This is a genomic window from Microscilla marina ATCC 23134, assembly GCF_000169175.1.
Classification (GTDB): Bacteria; Bacteroidota; Bacteroidia; order Cytophagales; family Microscillaceae; genus Microscilla; species Microscilla marina.
In genome coordinates this window covers 328,326-348,397 of the sequence record NZ_AAWS01000001.1, presented here as the reverse complement: position 1 = coordinate 348,397, position 20,072 = coordinate 328,326, and the positions used below count along the sequence as shown (strand labels likewise).

At 42.6% G+C, this 20,072-nt stretch carries 19 protein-coding genes; 6 read left to right on the top strand and 13 right to left on the bottom strand.

The genetic code is table 11. The annotated features are described in order from the left end of the window. Positions 1-161 precede the first annotated feature (161 nt). The gene (locus tag M23134_RS40845) at positions 162-314 is read right to left on the bottom strand and encodes a hypothetical protein (RefSeq protein WP_002693074.1); all 153 of its coding nucleotides are present in this window, start codon (positions 312-314) and stop codon (positions 162-164) included. Positions 315-695: 381 nt separating this feature from the next. Next, positions 696-911, bottom strand: coding sequence for a hypothetical protein (locus tag M23134_RS01320; RefSeq protein ID WP_002693072.1), 216 nt, complete (start codon positions 909-911; stop codon positions 696-698). 280 nt (positions 912-1,191) lie between these two features. Between M23134_RS01320 and M23134_RS01315 the strand changes: the two genes are divergently transcribed. The 4 genes from M23134_RS01315 to M23134_RS01300 all read left to right on the top strand — a co-directional run bounded on the left by M23134_RS01315 (position 1,192) and on the right by M23134_RS01300 (position 5,053). Further along, positions 1,192-1,593, top strand: a complete 402-nt coding sequence (locus M23134_RS01315; RefSeq protein ID WP_157558284.1) for a hypothetical protein — start codon at positions 1,192-1,194, stop codon at positions 1,591-1,593. A gap of 259 nt (positions 1,594-1,852) precedes the next feature. Continuing rightward, the gene (locus M23134_RS01310) at positions 1,853-3,691 is read left to right on the top strand and encodes a DUF4132 domain-containing protein (protein WP_157558283.1); all 1,839 of its coding nucleotides are present in this window, start codon (positions 1,853-1,855) and stop codon (positions 3,689-3,691) included. Between the two features lie 46 nt (positions 3,692-3,737). Then, on the top strand, positions 3,738-4,397 hold the full coding sequence (locus M23134_RS01305; protein WP_002693065.1) for a hypothetical protein: 660 nt from the start codon (positions 3,738-3,740) through the stop codon (positions 4,395-4,397). Between the two features lie 89 nt (positions 4,398-4,486). Further along, positions 4,487-5,053 carry a PepSY-associated TM helix domain-containing protein gene (locus M23134_RS01300; RefSeq protein WP_002693063.1) on the top strand — a complete coding sequence of 189 codons (567 nt, stop codon included), beginning with the start codon at positions 4,487-4,489 and terminating at the stop codon, positions 5,051-5,053. Positions 5,054-5,270: 217 nt separating this feature from the next. Here M23134_RS01300 and M23134_RS01295 read toward each other — a convergent pair whose 3' ends face one another. The 5 genes from M23134_RS01295 to gatB all read right to left on the bottom strand — a co-directional run bounded on the left by M23134_RS01295 (position 5,271) and on the right by gatB (position 11,277). Then, entirely contained in the window at positions 5,271-6,170 is a 900-nt protein-coding gene (locus M23134_RS01295; protein WP_002693061.1) for an ADP-ribosylglycohydrolase family protein, read from the bottom strand. 39 nt (positions 6,171-6,209) lie between these two features. Then, positions 6,210-6,905 carry a cyclase family protein gene (locus M23134_RS01290; protein ID WP_002693059.1) on the bottom strand — a complete coding sequence of 232 codons (696 nt, stop codon included), beginning with the start codon at positions 6,903-6,905 and terminating at the stop codon, positions 6,210-6,212. A gap of 135 nt (positions 6,906-7,040) precedes the next feature. Then, entirely contained in the window at positions 7,041-7,877 is an 837-nt protein-coding gene (locus tag M23134_RS01285; protein WP_002693056.1) for an AAA family ATPase, read from the bottom strand. A 563-nt stretch (positions 7,878-8,440) separates the two neighbouring features. Next, the gene (locus M23134_RS01280) at positions 8,441-9,616 is read right to left on the bottom strand and encodes a TlpA disulfide reductase family protein (protein ID WP_002693054.1); all 1,176 of its coding nucleotides are present in this window, start codon (positions 9,614-9,616) and stop codon (positions 8,441-8,443) included. 119 nt (positions 9,617-9,735) lie between these two features. Continuing rightward, positions 9,736-11,277 (bottom strand): Asp-tRNA(Asn)/Glu-tRNA(Gln) amidotransferase subunit GatB, encoded by a 1,542-nt coding sequence (gene gatB / locus M23134_RS01275; protein ID WP_002693052.1) that lies wholly within the window; start codon positions 11,275-11,277, stop codon positions 9,736-9,738. Positions 11,278-11,829: 552 nt separating this feature from the next. On the opposite strand from gatB, the gene M23134_RS01270 reads away from it, so the two are divergent. Continuing rightward, positions 11,830-12,015, top strand: coding sequence for a hypothetical protein (locus M23134_RS01270; protein WP_045112763.1), 186 nt, complete (start codon positions 11,830-11,832; stop codon positions 12,013-12,015). Between the two features lie 102 nt (positions 12,016-12,117). Here the strand turns inward: M23134_RS01270 and M23134_RS01265 are convergent, their stop codons facing one another. The 6 genes from M23134_RS01265 to M23134_RS01245 form a co-directional block, all read right to left on the bottom strand. After that, a complete protein-coding gene (locus M23134_RS01265; protein WP_002693048.1) occupies positions 12,118-14,913 on the bottom strand; it encodes a VPS10 domain-containing protein in 2,796 nt (931 codons plus the stop codon). Between the two features lie 413 nt (positions 14,914-15,326). Beyond that, complete coding sequence (locus M23134_RS01260; protein ID WP_002693044.1) at positions 15,327-15,974, bottom strand: hypothetical protein; 648 nt, start codon at positions 15,972-15,974, stop codon at positions 15,327-15,329. Between the two features lie 189 nt (positions 15,975-16,163). Then, positions 16,164-17,801, bottom strand: a complete 1,638-nt coding sequence (locus M23134_RS01255) for an IS1634 family transposase (RefSeq protein WP_002693042.1) — start codon at positions 17,799-17,801, stop codon at positions 16,164-16,166. Positions 17,802-18,154: 353 nt separating this feature from the next. After that, entirely contained in the window at positions 18,155-18,640 is a 486-nt protein-coding gene (locus M23134_RS01250; protein ID WP_002693040.1) for a transposase, read from the bottom strand. Next, positions 18,624-18,875 (bottom strand): hypothetical protein, encoded by a 252-nt coding sequence (locus M23134_RS40395; RefSeq protein ID WP_002693038.1) that lies wholly within the window; start codon positions 18,873-18,875, stop codon positions 18,624-18,626. Before M23134_RS40395 ends, M23134_RS01250 begins: the two co-directional genes overlap by 17 nt. 7 nt (positions 18,876-18,882) lie before the next feature. Continuing rightward, on the bottom strand, positions 18,883-19,407 hold the full coding sequence (locus M23134_RS01245) for a helix-turn-helix domain-containing protein (RefSeq protein ID WP_002693034.1): 525 nt from the start codon (positions 19,405-19,407) through the stop codon (positions 18,883-18,885). 136 nt (positions 19,408-19,543) lie between these two features. Here M23134_RS01245 and M23134_RS01240 point away from each other — a divergent pair, with 136 nt between their 5' ends. Continuing rightward, positions 19,544-20,062, top strand: a complete 519-nt coding sequence (locus tag M23134_RS01240) for a helix-turn-helix domain-containing protein (RefSeq protein WP_045112762.1) — start codon at positions 19,544-19,546, stop codon at positions 20,060-20,062. Positions 20,063-20,072: the final 10 nt, after the last annotated feature.

Genomic DNA, 20,072 nt, shown 5'->3' with positions numbered 1-20,072 from the left:
ACGCTTTTTTAACTACGAACTATTAAACCAATACTCCGCAGTGATTTTAAGTGAAAGTATTTACTGATAAGTAGCAGCAAGTAATTAGCTATAAGTCCTTAGCTCGACTTTAGCCATTTAAAATTACTCCGCAATCGCCTAAATTAAAATCAATGACCCGATTATCTGAGAGCCGTTACTTTTTGCTCCAGGTCAAAAAGTAACCAAAAACCCCGCAGCTGTATTTTGTTGTTGCTAAAATTTGTTTCATTACGCCGAAACAGCTCAAACACTCCCTCGTAACCTCGGTCGGTGATCTGTTTTAACGGCTTCATTACATAAATTTCTTAACGCCAACAAAATAAGGCTGAGTCCAGCTGACGCAACCATCGTTAATACTTGAGGCGTTTTATTACCAATACCTTTGTATTTAATTTCTTACAGTCGTGTAAAAAAGACGACTGTAAGAAAATGTTCGTATTATTATTTAGAGGCATCTGAAGTAATTTAGCTAATATCATAAATGGCTAAAGTCGAGCTTAGATACCGATGTATATCGGTATCTAAGGACTTGCGACTTGTCGCTTAAAGCTTGCCCCTGTGGGTGCTGTGGACTATTGATTAAACAAGCTCTAATATAAATAAAAAAACCTTTGCCCAAAGAGCAAAGGTTTTTTTGCAGTTAAAAGTAACTGCCCGAACTATTATATATGTTTTTAGCCATTCAACTGTCTTGTAGTGGTGGCAATGTCTTGGTCTAATTGACGAAAAACAGTTTTAATTTTTTTGATGGCTTTTTTTTTCTGAAAAGAAACCACTTGAGCGTCTCCGCTGGGAGTAGATGGATTGGTGAAAAGTAGCTTTTCCAATTCGTTTATTTTTCCTACAAAAGAGGTAGAATTGCCTGAGGGTTGGTTTTGAATCATTGTCATAATTTTCTATACCTTGTTATCATGTAATGTTTATAAGCAACTTTTGCCCTAAGTACATCTTATGGAGTAAATCTATCCCCCTTTTTTCTTATTTTTTTGTAATAAAAAAGGGTGTTTTTTTAATGCATTGATGGTCAATTGGTTGGAAAAACAAAAAAGCCGTTTTTCTTGTTGAAGAATAGAACAAATGCTTGGTATGTAATATTATGCCCCCATGAGCAACCGTTTGCGCTTGTGCCAAAAAAATGATAAATTGCTCAATAAAAATAGCAGACGTCCCATGAAAATCACTGTACAGGAAGAAACTTTTGTAGGCAAAATATTGAACAAAATTGCCTTAGAGGTAGACAAAGAACAAATGACCATTGCCGAGCTTATTCAATATAAGGTGGCTCATTCGGTGGCAACGCACAATGCAGCTATAGAAGTTGAAAGCAAAGCAGAAGGTACCCAACACGAGGTGGAGGCTGTGCTTAACAAAAATGCTTCGCAAACTTATGCTTTTAAGCGTGAATTGGCCGACCCCGAAAAAGAAACCTACCGGGCTTGGGAAGCTTTCAAAACCAATCAATTGATAGTGTTGATAGACAACAGCCAGGCAGAAAGCCTTGAGCAAGAAGTATTGTTTAGCCAAGATACTGTAGCAAGTTTTTTGAAAATGACTCAGTTGGTGGGAGGCTAAGGAATGGTACCAAAATAAATTTACATTCTTAACCTCATCTTTTGAGGCTATACTTTGTTAAAAAATAGCCGAATAGCGATGCTATTAGCCGACCATCCCGCAAGCTCGCTCAACATCCACTGGATATTGCCGTGCCTCGTCTAGCAACAAAATATTTTATTAAGCTATAGAAATTTATTTTTACACCATTCCTAAGCAATGCTTTGATTGTTACTGCATTGCTTGACCCATGTTTAACTATACCATTAACCCCAACTCAATGAACTTTACTGCTGACGAAGCTGCACTAGGCACCGAAGAAGAGAAAAAAGCCTGGAATGAGCTATTTAGATATTTCACCAATTTTGCGGGCACCTCTAAACCTACCAAAACCTGGCTAAACAGTATCAACCCTTTTGTAGAAGCCATTGATAATGAACGCTTTGGTACAATCATGGAGATGATTGTACTGGAAGTAAATAATGATAAATCGTGGTTTAGTGGTTTAAAATCAAAAATGCTCAAAGGCTTGTTGTGGGCGGGGTCTTTGGTACCCAACCCTAAAGTATATGCTGCCATAGGCAAAGTAGTGAGCCGGGCTTATACCAAAGTAAGAGGCAAAGGAGCTGCCTCAGCATCGGTAGGCAATGCAGGCATCAACGCGCTAGTGGCCATCAATACCAAAGAGGCCATGCAGGAACTCATTATGCTCAAAAATAAGAGCCAATACCCGGTATTTGTCAAAGCATTGAACAAAGGTATACAGCAGTTGAGCGCTGAAATAAAAGTGACCGAAGACGACGTACTGGATCAGTTGATGCCAGAGTTTGGAATAAAGGATGGCACCCTTGAACAGGCTTTTGGCGATTATACCGCCCAGCTCTACCTGGAAAGTGCCCACAAAACCCTGATAGAATGGGTAAAACCTGATGGTAAGGTACAAAAAAGCGTACCTGCAGAAGTAAAGCGAACGTATGAACTGGAGTTAAAAGCTTTTAAAGAAACGGCTAAAGACATCAAGAAAACTTTGCAAAGTCAACGCCACCGCCTGGAGAACGCTTGGCGACACCAACGGGTATGGGACTATGACCATTGGCTGGAGTATTTATGGGCGCACCCTTTGGGAACTTATATAGTGCACAAAACCATTTGGCAGTTTGACACACCAGAGGGTGACCGCCAAAGTGCTATAGGCAAAGATGGAGCATTGGTAGACGTAGAAAATAAACCAGTAAAAGTGCCCCATAATGCCGAAGTAAGCCTATGGCATCCGGTGAATGCCCCGCTGGAAGAAGTGCTTGCCTGGCGCGACTATATGTTTGACCAGGAACTTAAGCAACCCTTCAAACAGGCTTTTCGTGAGGTGTATTTAGTCACCGAAGCCGAACGAATTACCAGCGTGTATTCCAACCGTTTCTCAGCGCATATTTTACAACAAAACAAACTTTGGGCGCTTACCCAACAACGCGACTGGCAATACAAAGGAGCGTATGGGTATATGTTGGATTCGCCCACGATACAATTGCCTGCTTATGACCTTGAAGTAACCCTGGATGTGTCTTTTGGAGGCGATAGTTACGAGTATGCCACTACGCAGCGTACTTTGTTTACCAACCCTACTACCGACCTGGAGTATGCAGTAGATGAAGTCCCCAAATTGGTTTTTTCGGAAACGATGCGCGACATAGACCTGTTTATTGCGGTGTGTAGCATTGGCAGCGACCCCAACTGGGATGGTACCGAAGATTATAAAGACTATTGGTTTGAGTATTCGTATGGCGACAAGTCGGAAACAGTATCGGCGCAAAACCGCCGCGAGATACTGGAACGGGTGATTCCACGCTTGAAAATAGCCGACTGTTGTTCGTTTGAAGGCAATTTTTTGGTGGTACAAGGGAAGTTGCGTACTTATAAAATAAACATCGGAAGTGCTAATATTTTGATGAAGCCCAACGACCAGTACTTGTGTATTGTACCTAATAGGGCGGCTGAAGCCAAAGGTAGTAAAATATTTTTGCCCTTTGAGGGCGACTCTATCCTGAGCCTGATTTTGAGCAAAGCTTTTTTACTTGCCGATGATACCAATATAGAGGATGAACTAATTTTGAGCCAGCTGTAGCCTTGATGTAAGAAACCTCCTTGGTGAGGCGTGCGTTTCTATGACTATGATAAGTGATCTTAATTTAGAAGAAAAAGCCCATAAGTTATGGCATGAGTTTTCGCCTGAAGGAGAAGATTCGTTTTGGCAAGACTACGAGAAGTACTTGATTGATGCACAACAACAGCAGTACAACTGGTCTAAACTCTCCCTCAAGGTAGGCACACAAACAGATGGAACTCCACCTACCACCCATACAGGCAAAGCAGTGTTGGCACACCACCAAACTACCAGTCGATTTTATGAAAAAAGAAGTCTGTTTATTCGATTTCTTGCAAAATGTAGGAGCCTTTGGACGCTTATACTGATAGTTTTTATTGTCAGTTTCATTTTTAAATGGCTAATACTTTCAGGTTTATCAATGGCTTTATTATTTCTGTCCAATTTTGCTAGAGAGAGTAACCTACTTGAACTTCGTGCACATGAACTGATCATTCGATCAGTAAGTCCCGAAACTGTAGAGCATCACCGCTTTTACCTAAAAGAGATTGATCAGGTTTCTTTAGGTTTCAACCCTTTTTACGACAAATACACCCTCAACGTGAAAACCAACCGCAACGAAAAAAGCTTTGCGTATAACTTGTCAGCCAAAGACCATCAACGTTTTTATGATGCCTTAAGAATGTATAAAGTGTATGTTGCCCAATGGAACTACCCTGCGGTGTAACAAGCATGGCTTTAAAAACCACCCTGTTCCTTGAAAAACCTCTGAAATTCTACTTTATTGCGCGGCATTATTTAGAATAAATACAAGCAATGAGTACACAAAAGAAAAAAGGCATTACTTTTAGAGGCTTACACCGCGACCTGGGGTATTTTTATGTGGGGCTAATTATCTCATTTTCTATTTCGGGCATTGCCCTCAACCACCGCAATCAGTGGAGCCCCTACCGCTATACTTATCAGGAAATACCCATGCAGGTGAGTTTGCCTGCCAACCCCCAAGACATTGACGAAAAACTGGTAAAACAGATTTCGGTGCAATACAAAATGGCAGACCAGTACGAGCGTTTTCGCATTCGCGATAAGCAAAAAGAATTAGAAATAAGGTATGAGAAGGGGCGGGCAAAAATAGACCTGCAAACAGGCAAAGGGCAATTGAATATGTTTAAGAAAAAGGTAGTGCTTGCCGAAATGACCAAACTGCACCAAACCTTGAACAAAAACTGGGTGTGGTATTCCGATATTTTTGGCATTGCTATGCTCACCATTGCCATTACCGGGATGTTTATTACCCGTGGCAAAAAGAGCTTTCGCAAAAGGGGTTATTTGCTTGCCATTGCAGGTATTATTTTCCCGTTGATATTTTTGTTTTTGCTCTAATCACTCTCCCCTACCGCCAACTGTTCAAAAGCAACAAACTCAGGCAATTGGCGGGCTTGGGTTAACTTCTTTGTATGTCTACATCTAAAAGCCATCATCAAGCTTATCCTCTCCTCTTGGTCTTAAGCGCAGCTGACCAAGAGAGCAGGTAACGATAGCGAAGAACTTGGTCTTGCCAAAAGCCTTAAGACCACTACAAGTAAGTTTGTATGGGTTTTCAACCAGACTTGGCATTACCCCCCGCCAACTGTTCAAAAGCAACAAACTCGGACAATTGGCGGGCTTGGGTTAATAGGTGTGGGGGCAAACCCGCCAACCCAAGGTAAGTACCTGCCAACTGTCCGGCTATAGAGCCAATGGTGTCAGTGTCGCCACCTGCCCGTATAATGGCAGTGAGCATTGCCTCAAAACCCAACTTCTTTACTTTGCTTGCCGCAAAAATGGCCAAAGGAACTGTTTCTGCTACATAGCCCGAGTTGCCAAATTGACGGGCAAAGAGTTCAATGTCGAGATGGTTGAATTGGTGTGCCACTTGGAGCGCATCACGCACCTTAGTGTCGGGCAATTGAGGGAGCAAGTATTGGTACAAGTCGTGGGGAGTGTGCCATTGCCCAGAAGCAATAAAGTGCAAAGCCAAGACAATAGCCAAAGCCCCTGTATATGCTTCATCGTTTTTGTGGGTAATGTTACACACGTCTTTTATAAGGAGGCGGTTTTGGATCATACCAGGTACAAAAGCCAGGGGAGCCATGCGCATGGCAGCCCCATTGCCTGCCGCAAACTCGCCACTGCGCCCTACCAACGCCCAGTGTCCGCCTACCTGTAGTCCTCGTAAAGCCTGCAAGGTAGCAGCACCCAACCCAGTCAGGCGTTTTTGTTGGTACCAAGCCAAAAAGTTGGCCGCTATTTTTTCAGGATATACACCTTTGTACTTCACTATGGCCTCTAGCGAAGCAAGGGTAAGCTGAGTATCATCAGTGGTTTGCCAAGGCTGCGCAGTCAAAGACAACTGTTGACCTGGTTGAGGAGGGCGGTTTTCGTATATAGCCCCAGCAGCGTCGCCTATGAGCCCTCCAATAAAGCAACCCAGGCGGGTATTATCATCAACTTGAAACATCTTGCATTTTTAGTTAGTCGCCACTTGAATAGGTTAAAATTAATTGTCAAAAATGGCCACTGCCCTTACCGGAGAACCGGTACCTCCACGAATTTTGAGAGGCAAACCAATGAACCTAAAGCGTCCCCGCCCTGGCAGCAAGTACAAATTGATCATATTTTCGTAATGGGTAAAACCCAGCTCCCCACAAATGTGGTGTACTTCTTTGTTTGAAACTTTGGGCACACCTGGCGACATCGTTTCTACCCCAAAAGCAGCAATGCCTTGGTTACCCAGCCATCGGGCAGCCTCTGCCGTAATGCCAGGGCCATTGCCCCAGTTATCAGTCCCGAAGTGTTTGCGGTAGTGGTCGGTGCAAAGCAATACCGTATCACCTTTTTTAACCTCCAGCCTGGCTTGTTCGGCTGCTTGTTGTATTTCTTGGCTGGTAATCAATTCTTTCAAGCCTTTGTGCGAAAAATCAAGGCATATTCCTTCGGTATAAAACATAGACAAGGGCATGGTGTCTATAGATCGTCCTTTGTGTTGGGGTGCCATATGATTAAACGCATCTACGTGGGTGCCTGTGTGCTCGCCCATTTCCATTTTATACACCGCAGGAGTTTGGGTAGTGGGGTTTTCTATGCCTTCCCAGGCTTCGTGGGTGTTATGTACACTCATTCTTACCTGAGGCAGGCTTTTGTATACTGGCATCCCGTCGAATATCTCTTGACTTAAGTCTATAATTTCTGCCATTACTTACACTATTAGCACTTGTTTATACTTTTGTTTACTTGAAAAAAAACAGGCAAACATCATGGAGTAAAGTTACTTGCCAATGTTTGCCTGACCATCATTTAAATGGGTTGATTTTATACTTCTCATTCTTCGCTAAAACTTATTGCCACCGTATCGACGATTGAGGGTGTAATAATCTTGTTCGTTTTTAAGCAAAGAACCCATATAAGGGGGCATTTCACTGATAAGGTCTACCTTGTCGAGGTCTTCAGGCTTTTGCGCCCCAAATTGCAGCAACTTTATCCAGTCGATGAGTTCGCTGGTAGACGGTTTCTTTTTAATGCCTTTGACCTCACGCAGGTTATAAAACACCTTCAAGGCACTGTCCATCAATTCTTCCGAAATATTAGGATAATGCACATTGACAATTTCGCCCATAGTGGTAGGGTCAGGGAAAGAAATATAGTGGAAAAAACAACGGCGTAAAAAGGCATCAGGCAGCTCTTTTTCGTTGTTGGAAGTGATAATGACAATCGGGCGTTTTTTTGCCTTGATGGTCTCTTGGGTTTCATAACAATAAAACTCCATACGGTCGAGCTCCAGCAACAAATCGTTGGGAAACTCAATATCTGCCTTGTCTATTTCGTCGATCAACAACACCACCTGTTCGTCTGTTTCAAAGGCTTCCCAAAGTTTCCCTTTTTTGATATAGTTGGCAATGTTTTCTACCTTGTCGTTGCCCAGTTGCGAATCACGCAAACGCGATACAGCGTCGTATTCGTACAAACCCTGTTGCGCGGTCGTAGTAGACTTTACATGCCAGGTAATGAGGCGTTTGTCTAAAGCCTTGGCTATTTCAAAAGCCAGCAAGGTTTTGCCTGTGCCAGGTTCCCCCTTGATTAATAGCGGGCGCTCCAGTTCAATAGAGGCGTTTACTGCCACGCTCAACTCACGGGTAGATACGTATTTTTCGGTACCTTCAAAAGTCATTTGTTTTTATATATTTTAGTTACAAAACCGTAATAGTTTACAGCTTATGGTATAATTTAAAGTTTTAGTCGATAGCTTCTACAGCCTCAAGCTTTTAGCCATTAGCCTGTCGCAAATGGCTTACACGTCTGTTTTTTTATGCGCAATCCGAATTAGTCAATAGCTTCTACAGCGTCAAGCTTTTAGCGACAAGTCCTTAGATACCGATGTATATCGGTGCTTCAAGTTTGACGCTGCTCTACAAGCAACTTACCGATTTTATAATACATTGATTTTTAGCAGGTTATAAAATCGGTAGATGGAAGTCTATTGCAATTATTTTATCAATTTCGCAAATATGATAAATTAAAATTTAGTCCGGAGTTGGTAGTCCGTAGACCATAGTTGTTTAGTGTCGCTTCGCGCTCATTTGTAATTAGCCAAGGCAGAGCTCCCTCATTCGTAATTAGCTTCGTAGAGCTCCCTCCGGTCGGTTCGTAATTCTCAAATTCGTAATTAAAAAGCTTCGCCTCGCGCCCATTCGTAATTCGTAATTCTCAAATTCGTAATTAAACCATTCGTAATTAATTCAACTCCTTACCAATACGTTCTTTCAACGCCTCACCCCTTAGGTCTTTGGCCAAAATATTTCCTTGTTTATCTATCAAAAAAGTTTTAGGAATAGCCCTTACATTGTAAGTCTGTGCGGCTTCTGAGTTCCACATTTTAAGGTCAGACACGTGCAACCACTCCAAACCATCGGCTTTGATTGCCTTTACCCAGTCTTTTTTGTTTCTATCCAACGACACCCCAAAAATCTCAAATCCTCGATCCTTATATTCGTTGTACACCTTTACTACATGGGGGTTTTCTTTGCGGCAAGGCTTGCACCAGCTTGCCCAAAAATCAATCAATACCAACTTGCCCTTTAAGTCCGACAATTTGATAACCTTGCCTTCGGGCGATGGCAAAGAAATTTCCGGGGCAGGTTTTCCTACCGTCCATTTTTCTATGCTCTTGAGGTACTCCGCCAAACGTTTGACATAACGCGACTTGGGGTAGTTTTTTCGCAATTTGGTTACCAACTCAGTCAGGTAGGCGTGTTCTTCGTCGGGGTTCAGAATGTTAGACGCATACAAGGCCGCGATAGATGGTTGAATGGTATCAATCATCCCCTTTACCTGAGCAATGCCTTTTTTCTGTAGTTCAATCAGTTGCTTGTACAACTCATCGGCTTCGGCTTTTTGGCTTTTTTTGGCCAACACATACTTACTTGCCAAGGCATTTTGTTGTTGTCCCAGCTTATTTACCAATCGGTTTGCCTCCCGGTAATACGCCATGTCTTGCGAGCCCTTTACAGTATAAGGAATCTCCGGAACAGTAGCATCAGCCACTACTTCCAGGTCTTTATCGGTAAGTAGCATGTATATTTGTTGTTTTTTGAACATTAACAAACGATAAAACTCTGGTTCCGAGACTTTTACCTCAAACACAAACTTGCCGTTATTTAACTGGGCACTGTCTACTGGAGTATACTTTCGATTGACCAGTTTTTCAAGTACTACCACCCCATTTTTTGGGGGAGATTTTATCGAGCCATTGATGGTAAGGGCTCTGATGCCTTCTTTATCTGCCGACTTAGCCACATTGGTTTGCTCTTCTTTCACGTCTTTGTTGCCGCTGCCCTGGCAACCCGCCAATAGTAAAACACCTGCCAACCACAGGTAATGATGCTTATGCAATAAATTTAAAAACTTCATTGTATGTTTTGTTTTAAGAAATTTCTGAGATTACAATCACCCTACAAAATTGTCCATTCCCTCCACAGAAAAGAAATATCTGATTTGGTTTAACAACTTTTTGGTAATGATTCGTGTATTTATTCTACCTCAGCAATGAGCTTATCCAGCAACTGGGTAGTTAGCTTAGGGTCTGCCTTGCCTCCAGTTTGTTTCATCACTTGCCCCATAAACATGCCCTTCAACTTTTTCTTGCCTTGCTTGTAAGCCTTTGCCTCTTTCGGAAACTGAGCAATAATGCCCTTGATTACCTCCGACAATTCTCCAGTGTCCTGGTTGGCTACCAAGTGGTGGGCTTGCGCCAATGCTTCTGCCGATTTTTCGGGGTTTTTCAGCATCAACGGAAACAGCTCACGCGAGGCTATAGTATGGCTGAGTTTGCCCGACTCAATCAATGCAATCAATTGAGCCAGTCCAGCGGGTTTCACGGGCAGGGCTTCTATGCTCAGGTGATGTTGATTCAAATACTCCTTAATATCACCCATCAACCAGTTGGCAATCAGCTTGTAGTGTGAAGTAAGCGTGGCAGTTTGAGCAAAATACTCATACAAAGCTTTTTCTTCGGTGATCACTTCGGCGTCATAGGCACTCAGCCCAAAGTCTGTCATGAGTTTGTCCTGGAGCTGCTGGGGCAATGCAGGCATTTGCTGTTTTACCTCTTGGAGCCACTCATCAGAGATTATTACCGGTGCCAAATCGGGGTCAGGAAAATACCTATAGTCGTTCATTTCTTCTTTAGAACGCATCGCTGTAATGGTGTTCTTTTGCGCGTCGAAGTTCAACGTTTGCCTGAGCACTTGCTCGCCAGCACTCAACAACCCAAACTGTCGTTCTATCTCCAGGGTAACCGCCCGCTGTACATTGCGCATCGAGTTCAGGTTTTTTACCTCGGTACGTTGCCCAAACACCTGGCTCCCCTTGGGCATCAACGATACATTGGCATCGCAACGCAACGACCCTTGCTCCATTTTGCCGTCGCATATGTCAAGGTATTGCACCAGTTTGCGAATTTCTTTGAAATAACCATAAGCAAAAGCCGCCGCCTCGTTGGGGTGGCAAACCACCGGATCGGTCACAATCTCTACCAGCGGGGTACCCGCCCGGTTATAGTCTACCCAAGAGTAAACGCCTTCGTCGGGGTGCGACGATTTCCCGGCGTCTTCTTCCATGTGAATGCGGGTAAGCGGCATCACTGCTTTTTTGCCGTCTTTGAGCGCAAACGTTACCTGCCCCCCTTCGCATATAGGGGCTTTGTCCTGGCTTATTTGGTAGCCTTTCGGCAAATCGGGATAAAAATAGTTTTTGCGGGCAAATATAGTTTCCTGGTTAATACGACAACCACAAGCCAGTCCTATCTTAATGGCATGCGCCACTACCCTACGGTTGAGCTTGGGCAAAGTACCAGGGTGCGCCAGGGTAATCGCGCTTATGTGGGTGTTGGGAGTAGTACTAAATTGGTTAGCATCTCCCGAAAATATCTTACTTTGGGTTTGCAGTTGCACGTGCACCTCCAGACCTATCACAACCTCATAATCAGAAAGTGTGGGCATAATATTGATCATTAAATTTTTAAAGCCATTGGTAGCAGCCACCCCGTCCGGCAAGCCTTTGGAATTGTTCAAAAATAAATTTACACTCTGAGAGGTGATTTTTCGCCTTGATACTTCGTTATTTTTATTGCCCGTAGCACTGCTATGGGCGCAAAAAATAGCCTCGTCTCAAAACAAAACCTCTACCTCAAGAATGGTAATTTAATTGCTCACCATTCCTTTGTTGATACAAAGCTACAAGTTTACACTTTTATTGATTGACTTTCAAGGTTTTTGAAGATTGGTGTAGTACCCAACAAAAAAGCAAGCACCTGTTCGTCAAGTACTTGCTCTAGCAAAGTTTTTGTAGCTTCAACCTAAGAATAGTATAAAATTTTTAACTTTGTTTGATTATAATAGGAGCGGCAACAGGCTGGCTTAAGTTTTTTGCCGCTTAGTGATCTTTCATAAATAATTTGAGCCATTAAAGTGTATCTATTGCCCTCATTCTTCTCAAAAAAAAGACTCATAGCTTTGCTATGCACCGTTTTTTTTGAATTGTCTGAGAACAATATATTTTCTTAAATTGGCACATCTTATTTTTTCCAGATCACTTAAAGTTTTAACCATAAAAACTTTATAGAAATGAACAACAACAAAAAAACTCACCAAGGCTTCAAAAGCTTTTACCAACACACCTGTAGCCCCCAGCAATTGGAACAGCTACGAGGTGGAACTACTACAAATTTGGTTACCAAGCCACAAACACATCGTTCAACGCTCAAACAAACACTCTCACAAGGGTGGGGTGGCACCTCTCTCAATGCTTAACCAAGTGAAGCTGTCTCATCAACTCAACGATCAATACGGCCTGAAGGTGCTGACCGGGAATTGATAAGGCAGCCTCGTTTTTTTAAAAAAAAGTTCCTCCTCTTATTTCACCTCAAACGCTACCTTGGCGGTAGTTTTGCCATTGCTAAACTTAAGGGTGTATTTTCCGCGCTTTACATACGCTCCCTTGTTGGTTTTCAAATCCCACTGATAGCGATAAAAGCCCTGGGCAGCCTTGCCTTTGATCTTGCGCACCACCGCCCCGTTTTTGTCCACCACTTCTATCTTTACATTATTTTTGGTGCTTTTGCCTATATAATACATCAGGCTTACTTTGGGCTCATAAGCCTCTACATACGACGCATATTTTTTGCCCCAAGCCCTTGAGTAATACACTGGTTGAGGAGCAAAAGCCACCACGGCGGCATTGGTTTTACCTTTTAGTTGTTGCAAAGGCTTTACGTCCATTACAAACATACTACGCCCGTGGGTGGCAAGCACCAACTCGTTGTCACGAGGATGCACCAGCATATCGTAAGTAGCCACATTTGGAAAGTTGTTTACAATCAAGTGCCAGTTTTTGCCCCTGTTTAAACTTACATAAGCCCCCTGGTCGGTACCCACATACAACACCGCCGGGTTTACCGGGTCTTGTATCAGGCGATTGACCGCCTCGTTGGGCAAGTCACCACTTACCTTTACCCAGGTTTTGCCATAATTAGTGCTTTTGTACATATACGCCTGAAAGTCATCGTTTCGATATCCCGTAAGGGCTACAAACACAGTCGCCTTCTCGTGTGGAGATGGAAAAACACTGCTCACCCACAGGTTGGCGGGCAAGTTAGCCGAAATTAGCTGCCAGCTTCCCCCTCCGTTGCGGGTTAACTGCAGGTTGCCGTCATCGGTGCCCACATACAGCGTATTGAAACTCAAAGGAGACTGTTCTATACAGGTAATGGTAGAGTAAGGGATATTTTTGTTGGGCTTGTTTTTGGTCAAATCACCACTGATCGCCTCCCAGTGTTTGCCCTGGTCTATGCTCTTGTACACCTTTTGGGCACCTATGTACAAAATATCGGGGTTAAACTTACTCATCATCAGTGGGGTACGCCAATTGAAACGCAAAGGCTTTTCGCCTAGTTCGTGGCTTGGGGTAATGCGTTTGCCACGGGCACTCCATTGGTTTTTGCGGTAATAGTTGCCATACTGAAACCCCACATACACTCGCTTGATATTGCGCGGATCGACCGATACAAACATACCATCTCCCCCAAATAGTCTTTTCCAACGGGCGTCTTCGTCAGGGCGCGAAGACCCCACATACGTGCCATTGTCTTGCAAGCCCCCGTATACATTGTAAGGCTTTTCCATGTCGACATGCACCGTATAAAACTGCCCGGCGGCTACATTGTTGACATGGCGAAAAAACTTGCCTCCGTTGTAGCTGCTGTATACACCTCCGTCGTTGCCCAACAAAATATGGTCTGAATCTTTAGGGTTGATCCACATTGCCTGATGGTCTGAGTGGGCCTTTGCCGCAATTTGTTTCCAGGTTTTGCCCCCATTGGTAGACTTGAGGCAAGGTACCCCAAAGGTATACACTGTTTCGGGGTTGTTGGGGTCTACCCTTATTTGCCCAAAATAATAACCATAAGTGTTAAACACCCGGTTCATGTCCTGGGCATTCACCTTTTTCCAGCTTTTACCCGCATCGTTTGAGCGGTACACCTCTATGCCCCTTACCGTGGCGTTGAGCAATTCGTCGTTGGCATTTTTAAAATACGTGGTCAACGCCTTGGGCTGGTACTCTCCCGCCTTGATCGCCGCTTTTACGTTGGCTGCTTTGTACCTGCGGGGGTAACGCTTGGCGCGCAAAAACTTGTTCAGTTCCTGGTTGTTCAACTTGTCAAAGTCAACCGCCGACATCGTACGCAACTGGGCAAAACTAATGCTCAGCTTCGGGGCTTTTTTCTTGCGCTTGAGCTCTTCCTGGTTGTCCAGGACCATATACACCACATTGGGTTTGCTTTGGCAAAAATCAAAACCCATGCGTCCAATATATTCAGCCTTGGGCAAACCCTTGGTTGTTTTAGCCCAGGTATTGCCCCCATCGGTAGATGTATACACGCCCGAACCCACCCCGTTTTCTTTAAAGCTCCAAGCACGGCGGGCTTTCTCCCACGATGCCGCCACCAATACCTGGGGGTTGCCGGGTTGTACTGCCAGGTCAATGATGCCGCTTTCGTCGTTTACATACAATGTTTTTTTCCAGGTGTTGCCCCCATCGGTGGTTTTGTACACGCCTCGGTCTTTGTTTTTGCTATACAAAGCTCCCAAGGCTGCCACCCATACAATGTTGGGGTTGGTAGGGTGCACTATTATACGTCCAATGTGCTGGGTATTGGGCAAGCCCATGTTTTGCCAGGTTTTGCCCGCATCTACCGATTTGTATACCCCATAGCCCGAATAACTCGAACGACTGCTGTTGTTTTCGCCAGTGCCTACCCACACAATGTTTTCGTTGGAGGGAGCCAGCGCAATGTCGCCAATGGTGAGCCTTGCCTGGTGGTCAAACACAGGGCGAAACGAGTTGCCATTGTCGGTGGTTTTAAATACCCCCCCGGAGGCATACGCCACATAATAAGTTTTTGCATTTTTGCGACTGCCCTCAATGTCTACTACCCTGCCGCCCATTATTTTGGGGCCTATGTTGCGAATGGGATACTCTTTGAGGTAAGAGGTTTGACGCATTTGTACCTTGCGTTTTACGGCTGCCTTCATCACATTTTTGCTGGGGAACTCCTGCGCCCCGGCAAAGCCCATACAGCCTGCCACCCACCAAAGGGTGAGTAAATAAAACTTGGTAGTTTTCCACGGTTTAGTGTAGTTTTTCTGCATAAAATTTTAGTATTTAGTATTTAGTATAAAACGACCCACCCCAAGCGTCTCAGGTATTGTTGGCTGATAAAGCCTGGAGTAAGGAGCGTTTCTTTGGTACAAGTAAGATTTGCTAACCAAATTAGAGCGAAAAACTGAGATTGCAAAAAGGCAAGGATTGCTTTAACAACTCTTTGGGATTTTTTGTCAGAAGTTGCCACCCATCACCTTATTTCTGGGTAGGCTGAAATTACTCAGCACCTGCGGTAAATGTTTGGCAGCAAAACCAACAAAACCTGTAGTAGGGAAGAAAAAAAGCCCTGCCCCCACACAGGAACAAGGCTTGCCAATATACCAAAACTTTTTGTTTAAAACTTAATCTCGGTATTGGGTAATAATTTTTTGATCCGGGCTTTTTATTTTGATTCTTAATATTAGAATACATACTCAAAATTCGGATTGCTTACTTCCACCTTTTCCCGCACGCCTCGTGAATTGATACGCTCTGCCTCCACATTAATCACTATTTTATCTTTAGAGCGAATAGGCATTTTTTTTAGGTCAACAGTTTGTCCCGTAAACGTCATTTGCCTAATCAATCGCCCATTTCTATATAATTTACAAACCACTTTATTACATCTATATTTTGCATCTTTAGGGTAGGCTCTTCGAAATACCTCTTGTGGCTTGACAAACACAACCATTTTATCTGTATGCCTTGGGCGGTTTTTTTCTGAAATGGGCTCTACCCATTGGTCAGTTACTCTCAGGTGAGGTTTAGGAGCAGGCAACACTTTATAATATAAGTGAGTTACTTTGCTTGGTCTACGAGTAGTAATAGTCAACTGAAGTGTCCCGAGTTTTGTGGGATATATGCTGATATCTTTTACTGTTTGTCCTCGGATGCAACTTCCACCCTTGACCTTATAAGTCGCTTTTTCACTTAACGGACGACCAATCTTCAACCACTTGGTACACTTATAATACAACACCTCACTATTTGTGTCCTGAGCAACACCTGGTACAGACAACAACACGCACAACAACAGACCTAATCTGATAATATGGCCAGATAAAAACATGTTTTTTATAATTTAATTCAAATAATATAAAAGCCCTGCCCCCGCGCAGGAACAAGGCTTGCCAATGTACTAAAACTTTTTGTTTAAAATTTAATCTCAGTATTCGGTAATAATTTTTTGATCCGGCCGACTTTCCGCACCTGTGTAGCTAAAACCGAGTAATTTATTAAACCACTGTTTATGAGGCGTTTATTCAAGGAGATAGTATTTCCTAACTTCTTGCCCCAGTAACCTAATGACCTTTGTATGCATCTCATTCATATTAAGAATGAGCATAGGTTGTTCTTGATTAACCCACAAGCAGTGAATGCCTCTAAAAAACTCGAAAATCCATTTCATTGTGGGTTTTTGAGTTTCTTTTTTAGTTTGATCCAGGACAAACTCCTTTTCCTGCTGCAGGTTTTTTCTTAATTCTCTCTCCAAAGCTGCATACACCATCAGCGACAATGCCATAATCATGAGTATAGCTTCAAGTCTCTCTGGCTTTTTTACAAAGAAGCTATCAGCAAGGAAAGCTTTATCTTTCAAAAACCTAAAACCTTTCTCGACATTAGATTGTCCTTTGTAAGCCAGTAGTTTATGTCCATTCCCCCACCTTTGTGCTGTATCATTGGAAGCAATCACAAACTTGCCCTGTTTTTGTCTTAGTTGTTCATAGTGTGTGAGTTTGGTTAGTGGACACCCTGTAATACGATACCCTATGGTCTGTTTTTGAGCTCCTTTGGGAGGTTTACCTGGTTTTTTAAACCCCTTGACTTGTTGAAAATTCAGGTCTTCTATTGACAAGTACTGGCACTTTTTTGAAAATTGTTCCCAGGCTTTTTCTGCATCCTGTTTACAGCTAAAAACCTTTTTGCAAAGCTTGATAAAGTCTTGGTGCTCTTCACTGCTTTTTTTTAGGTAACGTTTTTTCAAACTATGAACATCCCGCTTATAACCTGCCTCAGAAAAGACAACCATCCATTCTTGTCTTACACCTCCATAGCTGTTGCATACTTTCTGGTAGCGGTAGTTTTTCAATTTTTCTTCTGTGAAGAATTGCATATGCTCTGGCTGTACCTGTAGGAGTAATTCTTGAACAGCAGTAAGCTTGGAAGGAACACGGGTGATCCAATAATGCCGACCTGAGATTTTACCGATGGTTTCCTCAGTGTATAAGGCACTATCTGCCACCCAACATATAGGCTGACCATTATTCTGCAAACGTTCTACATAATCATCAATGGTTTGACCAAAGCTTGTTTGGTCACTTGTATGCCATGCAACCTCCATAGCAAAGTATGCTGAGGAGTTTCTACTACCAGTTAGCATACTGATTAGGTCAGGGCGGTGATCCCGGCTGTAACCTTGGGTGATGTGAAGGCAAGAAACCTCTGCTTCGTTAAGTTCACTATTATATTGCCCTTCCAACCCAAAACTGGTCGCATCCAAGTGGCGAAACTCTGAGTCTACTTCTTCTGACAAACCCAGTATTTCATAACTCTGTGCAGCCAAATGGCTGAATAACTCACTTACACCAAAGGCATACAAATCATCCAAGCAACGACCAAGACGATCATCATTGAACATTTCTGCGCTTAGATTTTCTCCTAATAAGTGAGCAACAGGCTTATCAGAAAAAAAATGAGGACTCAGGTATAAGCGACGCTCGGCAAAACCTAAACCATTTAAAATCAAGGCTTTGACGCAAGTACCTGTGCTTACTTGATGAAGCCCATTGGTGTTAGGTAAAAGCTCATCTATTTTAGAGCTCAAGTTTAAACGATCACACATGCCACTTACCAACCCTAAGTGGTCAAGGTTTTTACTTATGGGAAATGATTGCATACCAAAAAGTAAAACTTTTGGTCGACATAAAAAAATAATGCTTTTGCAATCAAGTGATTACATCAATTATTTGTTTTCCCGAACATACGTGCGGAAAGTCGGATCCGGGCTTTTTCTACTCTACTCAAAAAATTAAGCTTCTTGAGTTGAGTAGTTGTATAAAAAATATAAGATGTTTTTGCCAAGGAATAAACAGTAAATTTTGATGAAACAACTAAAAAGAAATACTGCAACCAGGTAACCATGCCTTGATTTTCTCCTGCTCTAATTCTGGAATTAGGTTGTAACGCAAATCTAATTCCTTCAGATTTTTTAGTGTCATAATACTGCTTGGCAAACTAGTGCACTAGGAACTAAGTTAATATAATATTAATTTCCTTTTCCTTTATAAAGCCTTTGAACTTCCATTTCAAAGGCTTTAGCCAATGCTGATTGTAACAATTGATATATCTTTCTATTGTTACAATCAGCATGCTTTTAGATGTAAAGCTTGTCCGGCTGATGAGTTGCCTTTGAATTTTGGAGAACCAGTTTTCAATAGGGTTTAACCAGGAACAATGCCTTGGTGTAAAAACAAACCTAATCCGATGACTTTTGTTCTCTAAAAACGCTTTCCTACTTACCATAGACTTTAAAATGCCTCCTCCTCTTTTTTCACCCAAATCCCCCTGAAAATCTATTTGTTTTGCTACCCATTTTACAAGAGAAGCAAACATGTGAGTATTTAAATTGTCGGCAATGATAGTTATATCATCATTTACAGGGTATTTTTCTATCAACACCTTGATAAAAGATAGGAAATCCTGTTCATTACGTGTATCATTAAGAGATTTCTCCATTTTCTACATCCATCAGGCAGGTAGTTCCATGACGTTTGTACTCATATTCCAAGCGTTGGCTTCCATTATTTGAAGTAATGATTCGCTCCAAGGCTTGGATTCCGCTCTTCTCATCTACACTTATTAGATGTTTGTTTAAAAGTGGTTGGTGAGGGTGAGTGGCTTCCAGAATCAGGTCGCAAATCATTTCCACCTGAGCCTTAAAACTTTCCCAATTATCTATTTTGGGAAACAACCAATAGCTATTTTTGTGAGGATGAATCGCCCGCTTTTTTTAAAATCTTACTCACATAACGTGGAAAAATTTGTTGAACAATACCCATTTTCATAGCGAACTTAGCTAACTCCTCCCGATTCCAATGACTCAGAGGTATTCCAAAATCTTCGGGCTTTTTGCAAGCCAATGCCACCAAGCTCTCCTTTTCCGACAAGCTAATGCGTGAGGAGGTGCCTGGACGAGCCTGATCTGAAAGCAACGAAAGCATCTTCGAAAGCAAAAGTGCACCCGTAGTCTTTTCCTCTAGTTCATAGGCACACAAATCTTTGTAGTGAGCCAACCAGCGATTACGCCACTTAGACACAGTCATCACATGCAGGGTGTATTCAAGGTGTATTTTACGATTGCTCCAGCCATCAAAAGCCTGAAGGATAATATGAATGCGTTGTTCATAATGCTTTGGAACTGTTCGCTTATTGAGATAGGCACTCAAAAGCTGATGCTGGCGAGTGCTAAGTTCTAACTTGGGTAATGCTTTGCCTCTGTTCATGGTTGCTAAATTTTGCTACAACCCAAAGATAATAATTAATATTACATTTATTTCATTCCTGTTACACTAGTACAACGGGGACTAAATAAGTAAAGAATAAATTACTACATTTGTGGGGTACAAATTTATACTAACAATGAGTCGCGGTAAAGCTTTAGAAAAATTAGAGTTGAATACTGTTCAGGAATCTATTTTAAGATCTTACTTGCATAAGCGTACAGCTTCCAAACACCATCTCCAGCGAATTAATATAATCTTGCTGGCTCATCAAGGCGTGAGCAATATGAAGATAGCAGAAGTTTTGTCGACTACCCAAAATACTGTTCGTAAATGGCGTATTCGTTGGTTAACTGGTTATGAAGAGTTATGTGCTTACGAGCAGGCAAAAACACGCAGCACTCCTAAGCTATTATCAAAAATGCTAGGGATGCTTTCTGATGACTCCCGTTCTGGTGCTCCTATGCGCATTAGTTTATCAGAAAAGGAAAACTTAGTAGCCTTGGCTTGTAAAAAGCCCAAAGACTTTAATATACCTTTTACACACTGGAATCGAGATTTACTGGCATCCTTCGCTATGGAAAATGGCATTGTTAAGAAGATTTCCCCTAGCTATGTAAGCCGGATTTTAAAAAAAACGGGACATACGTCCTCATAAAAATCAGTAT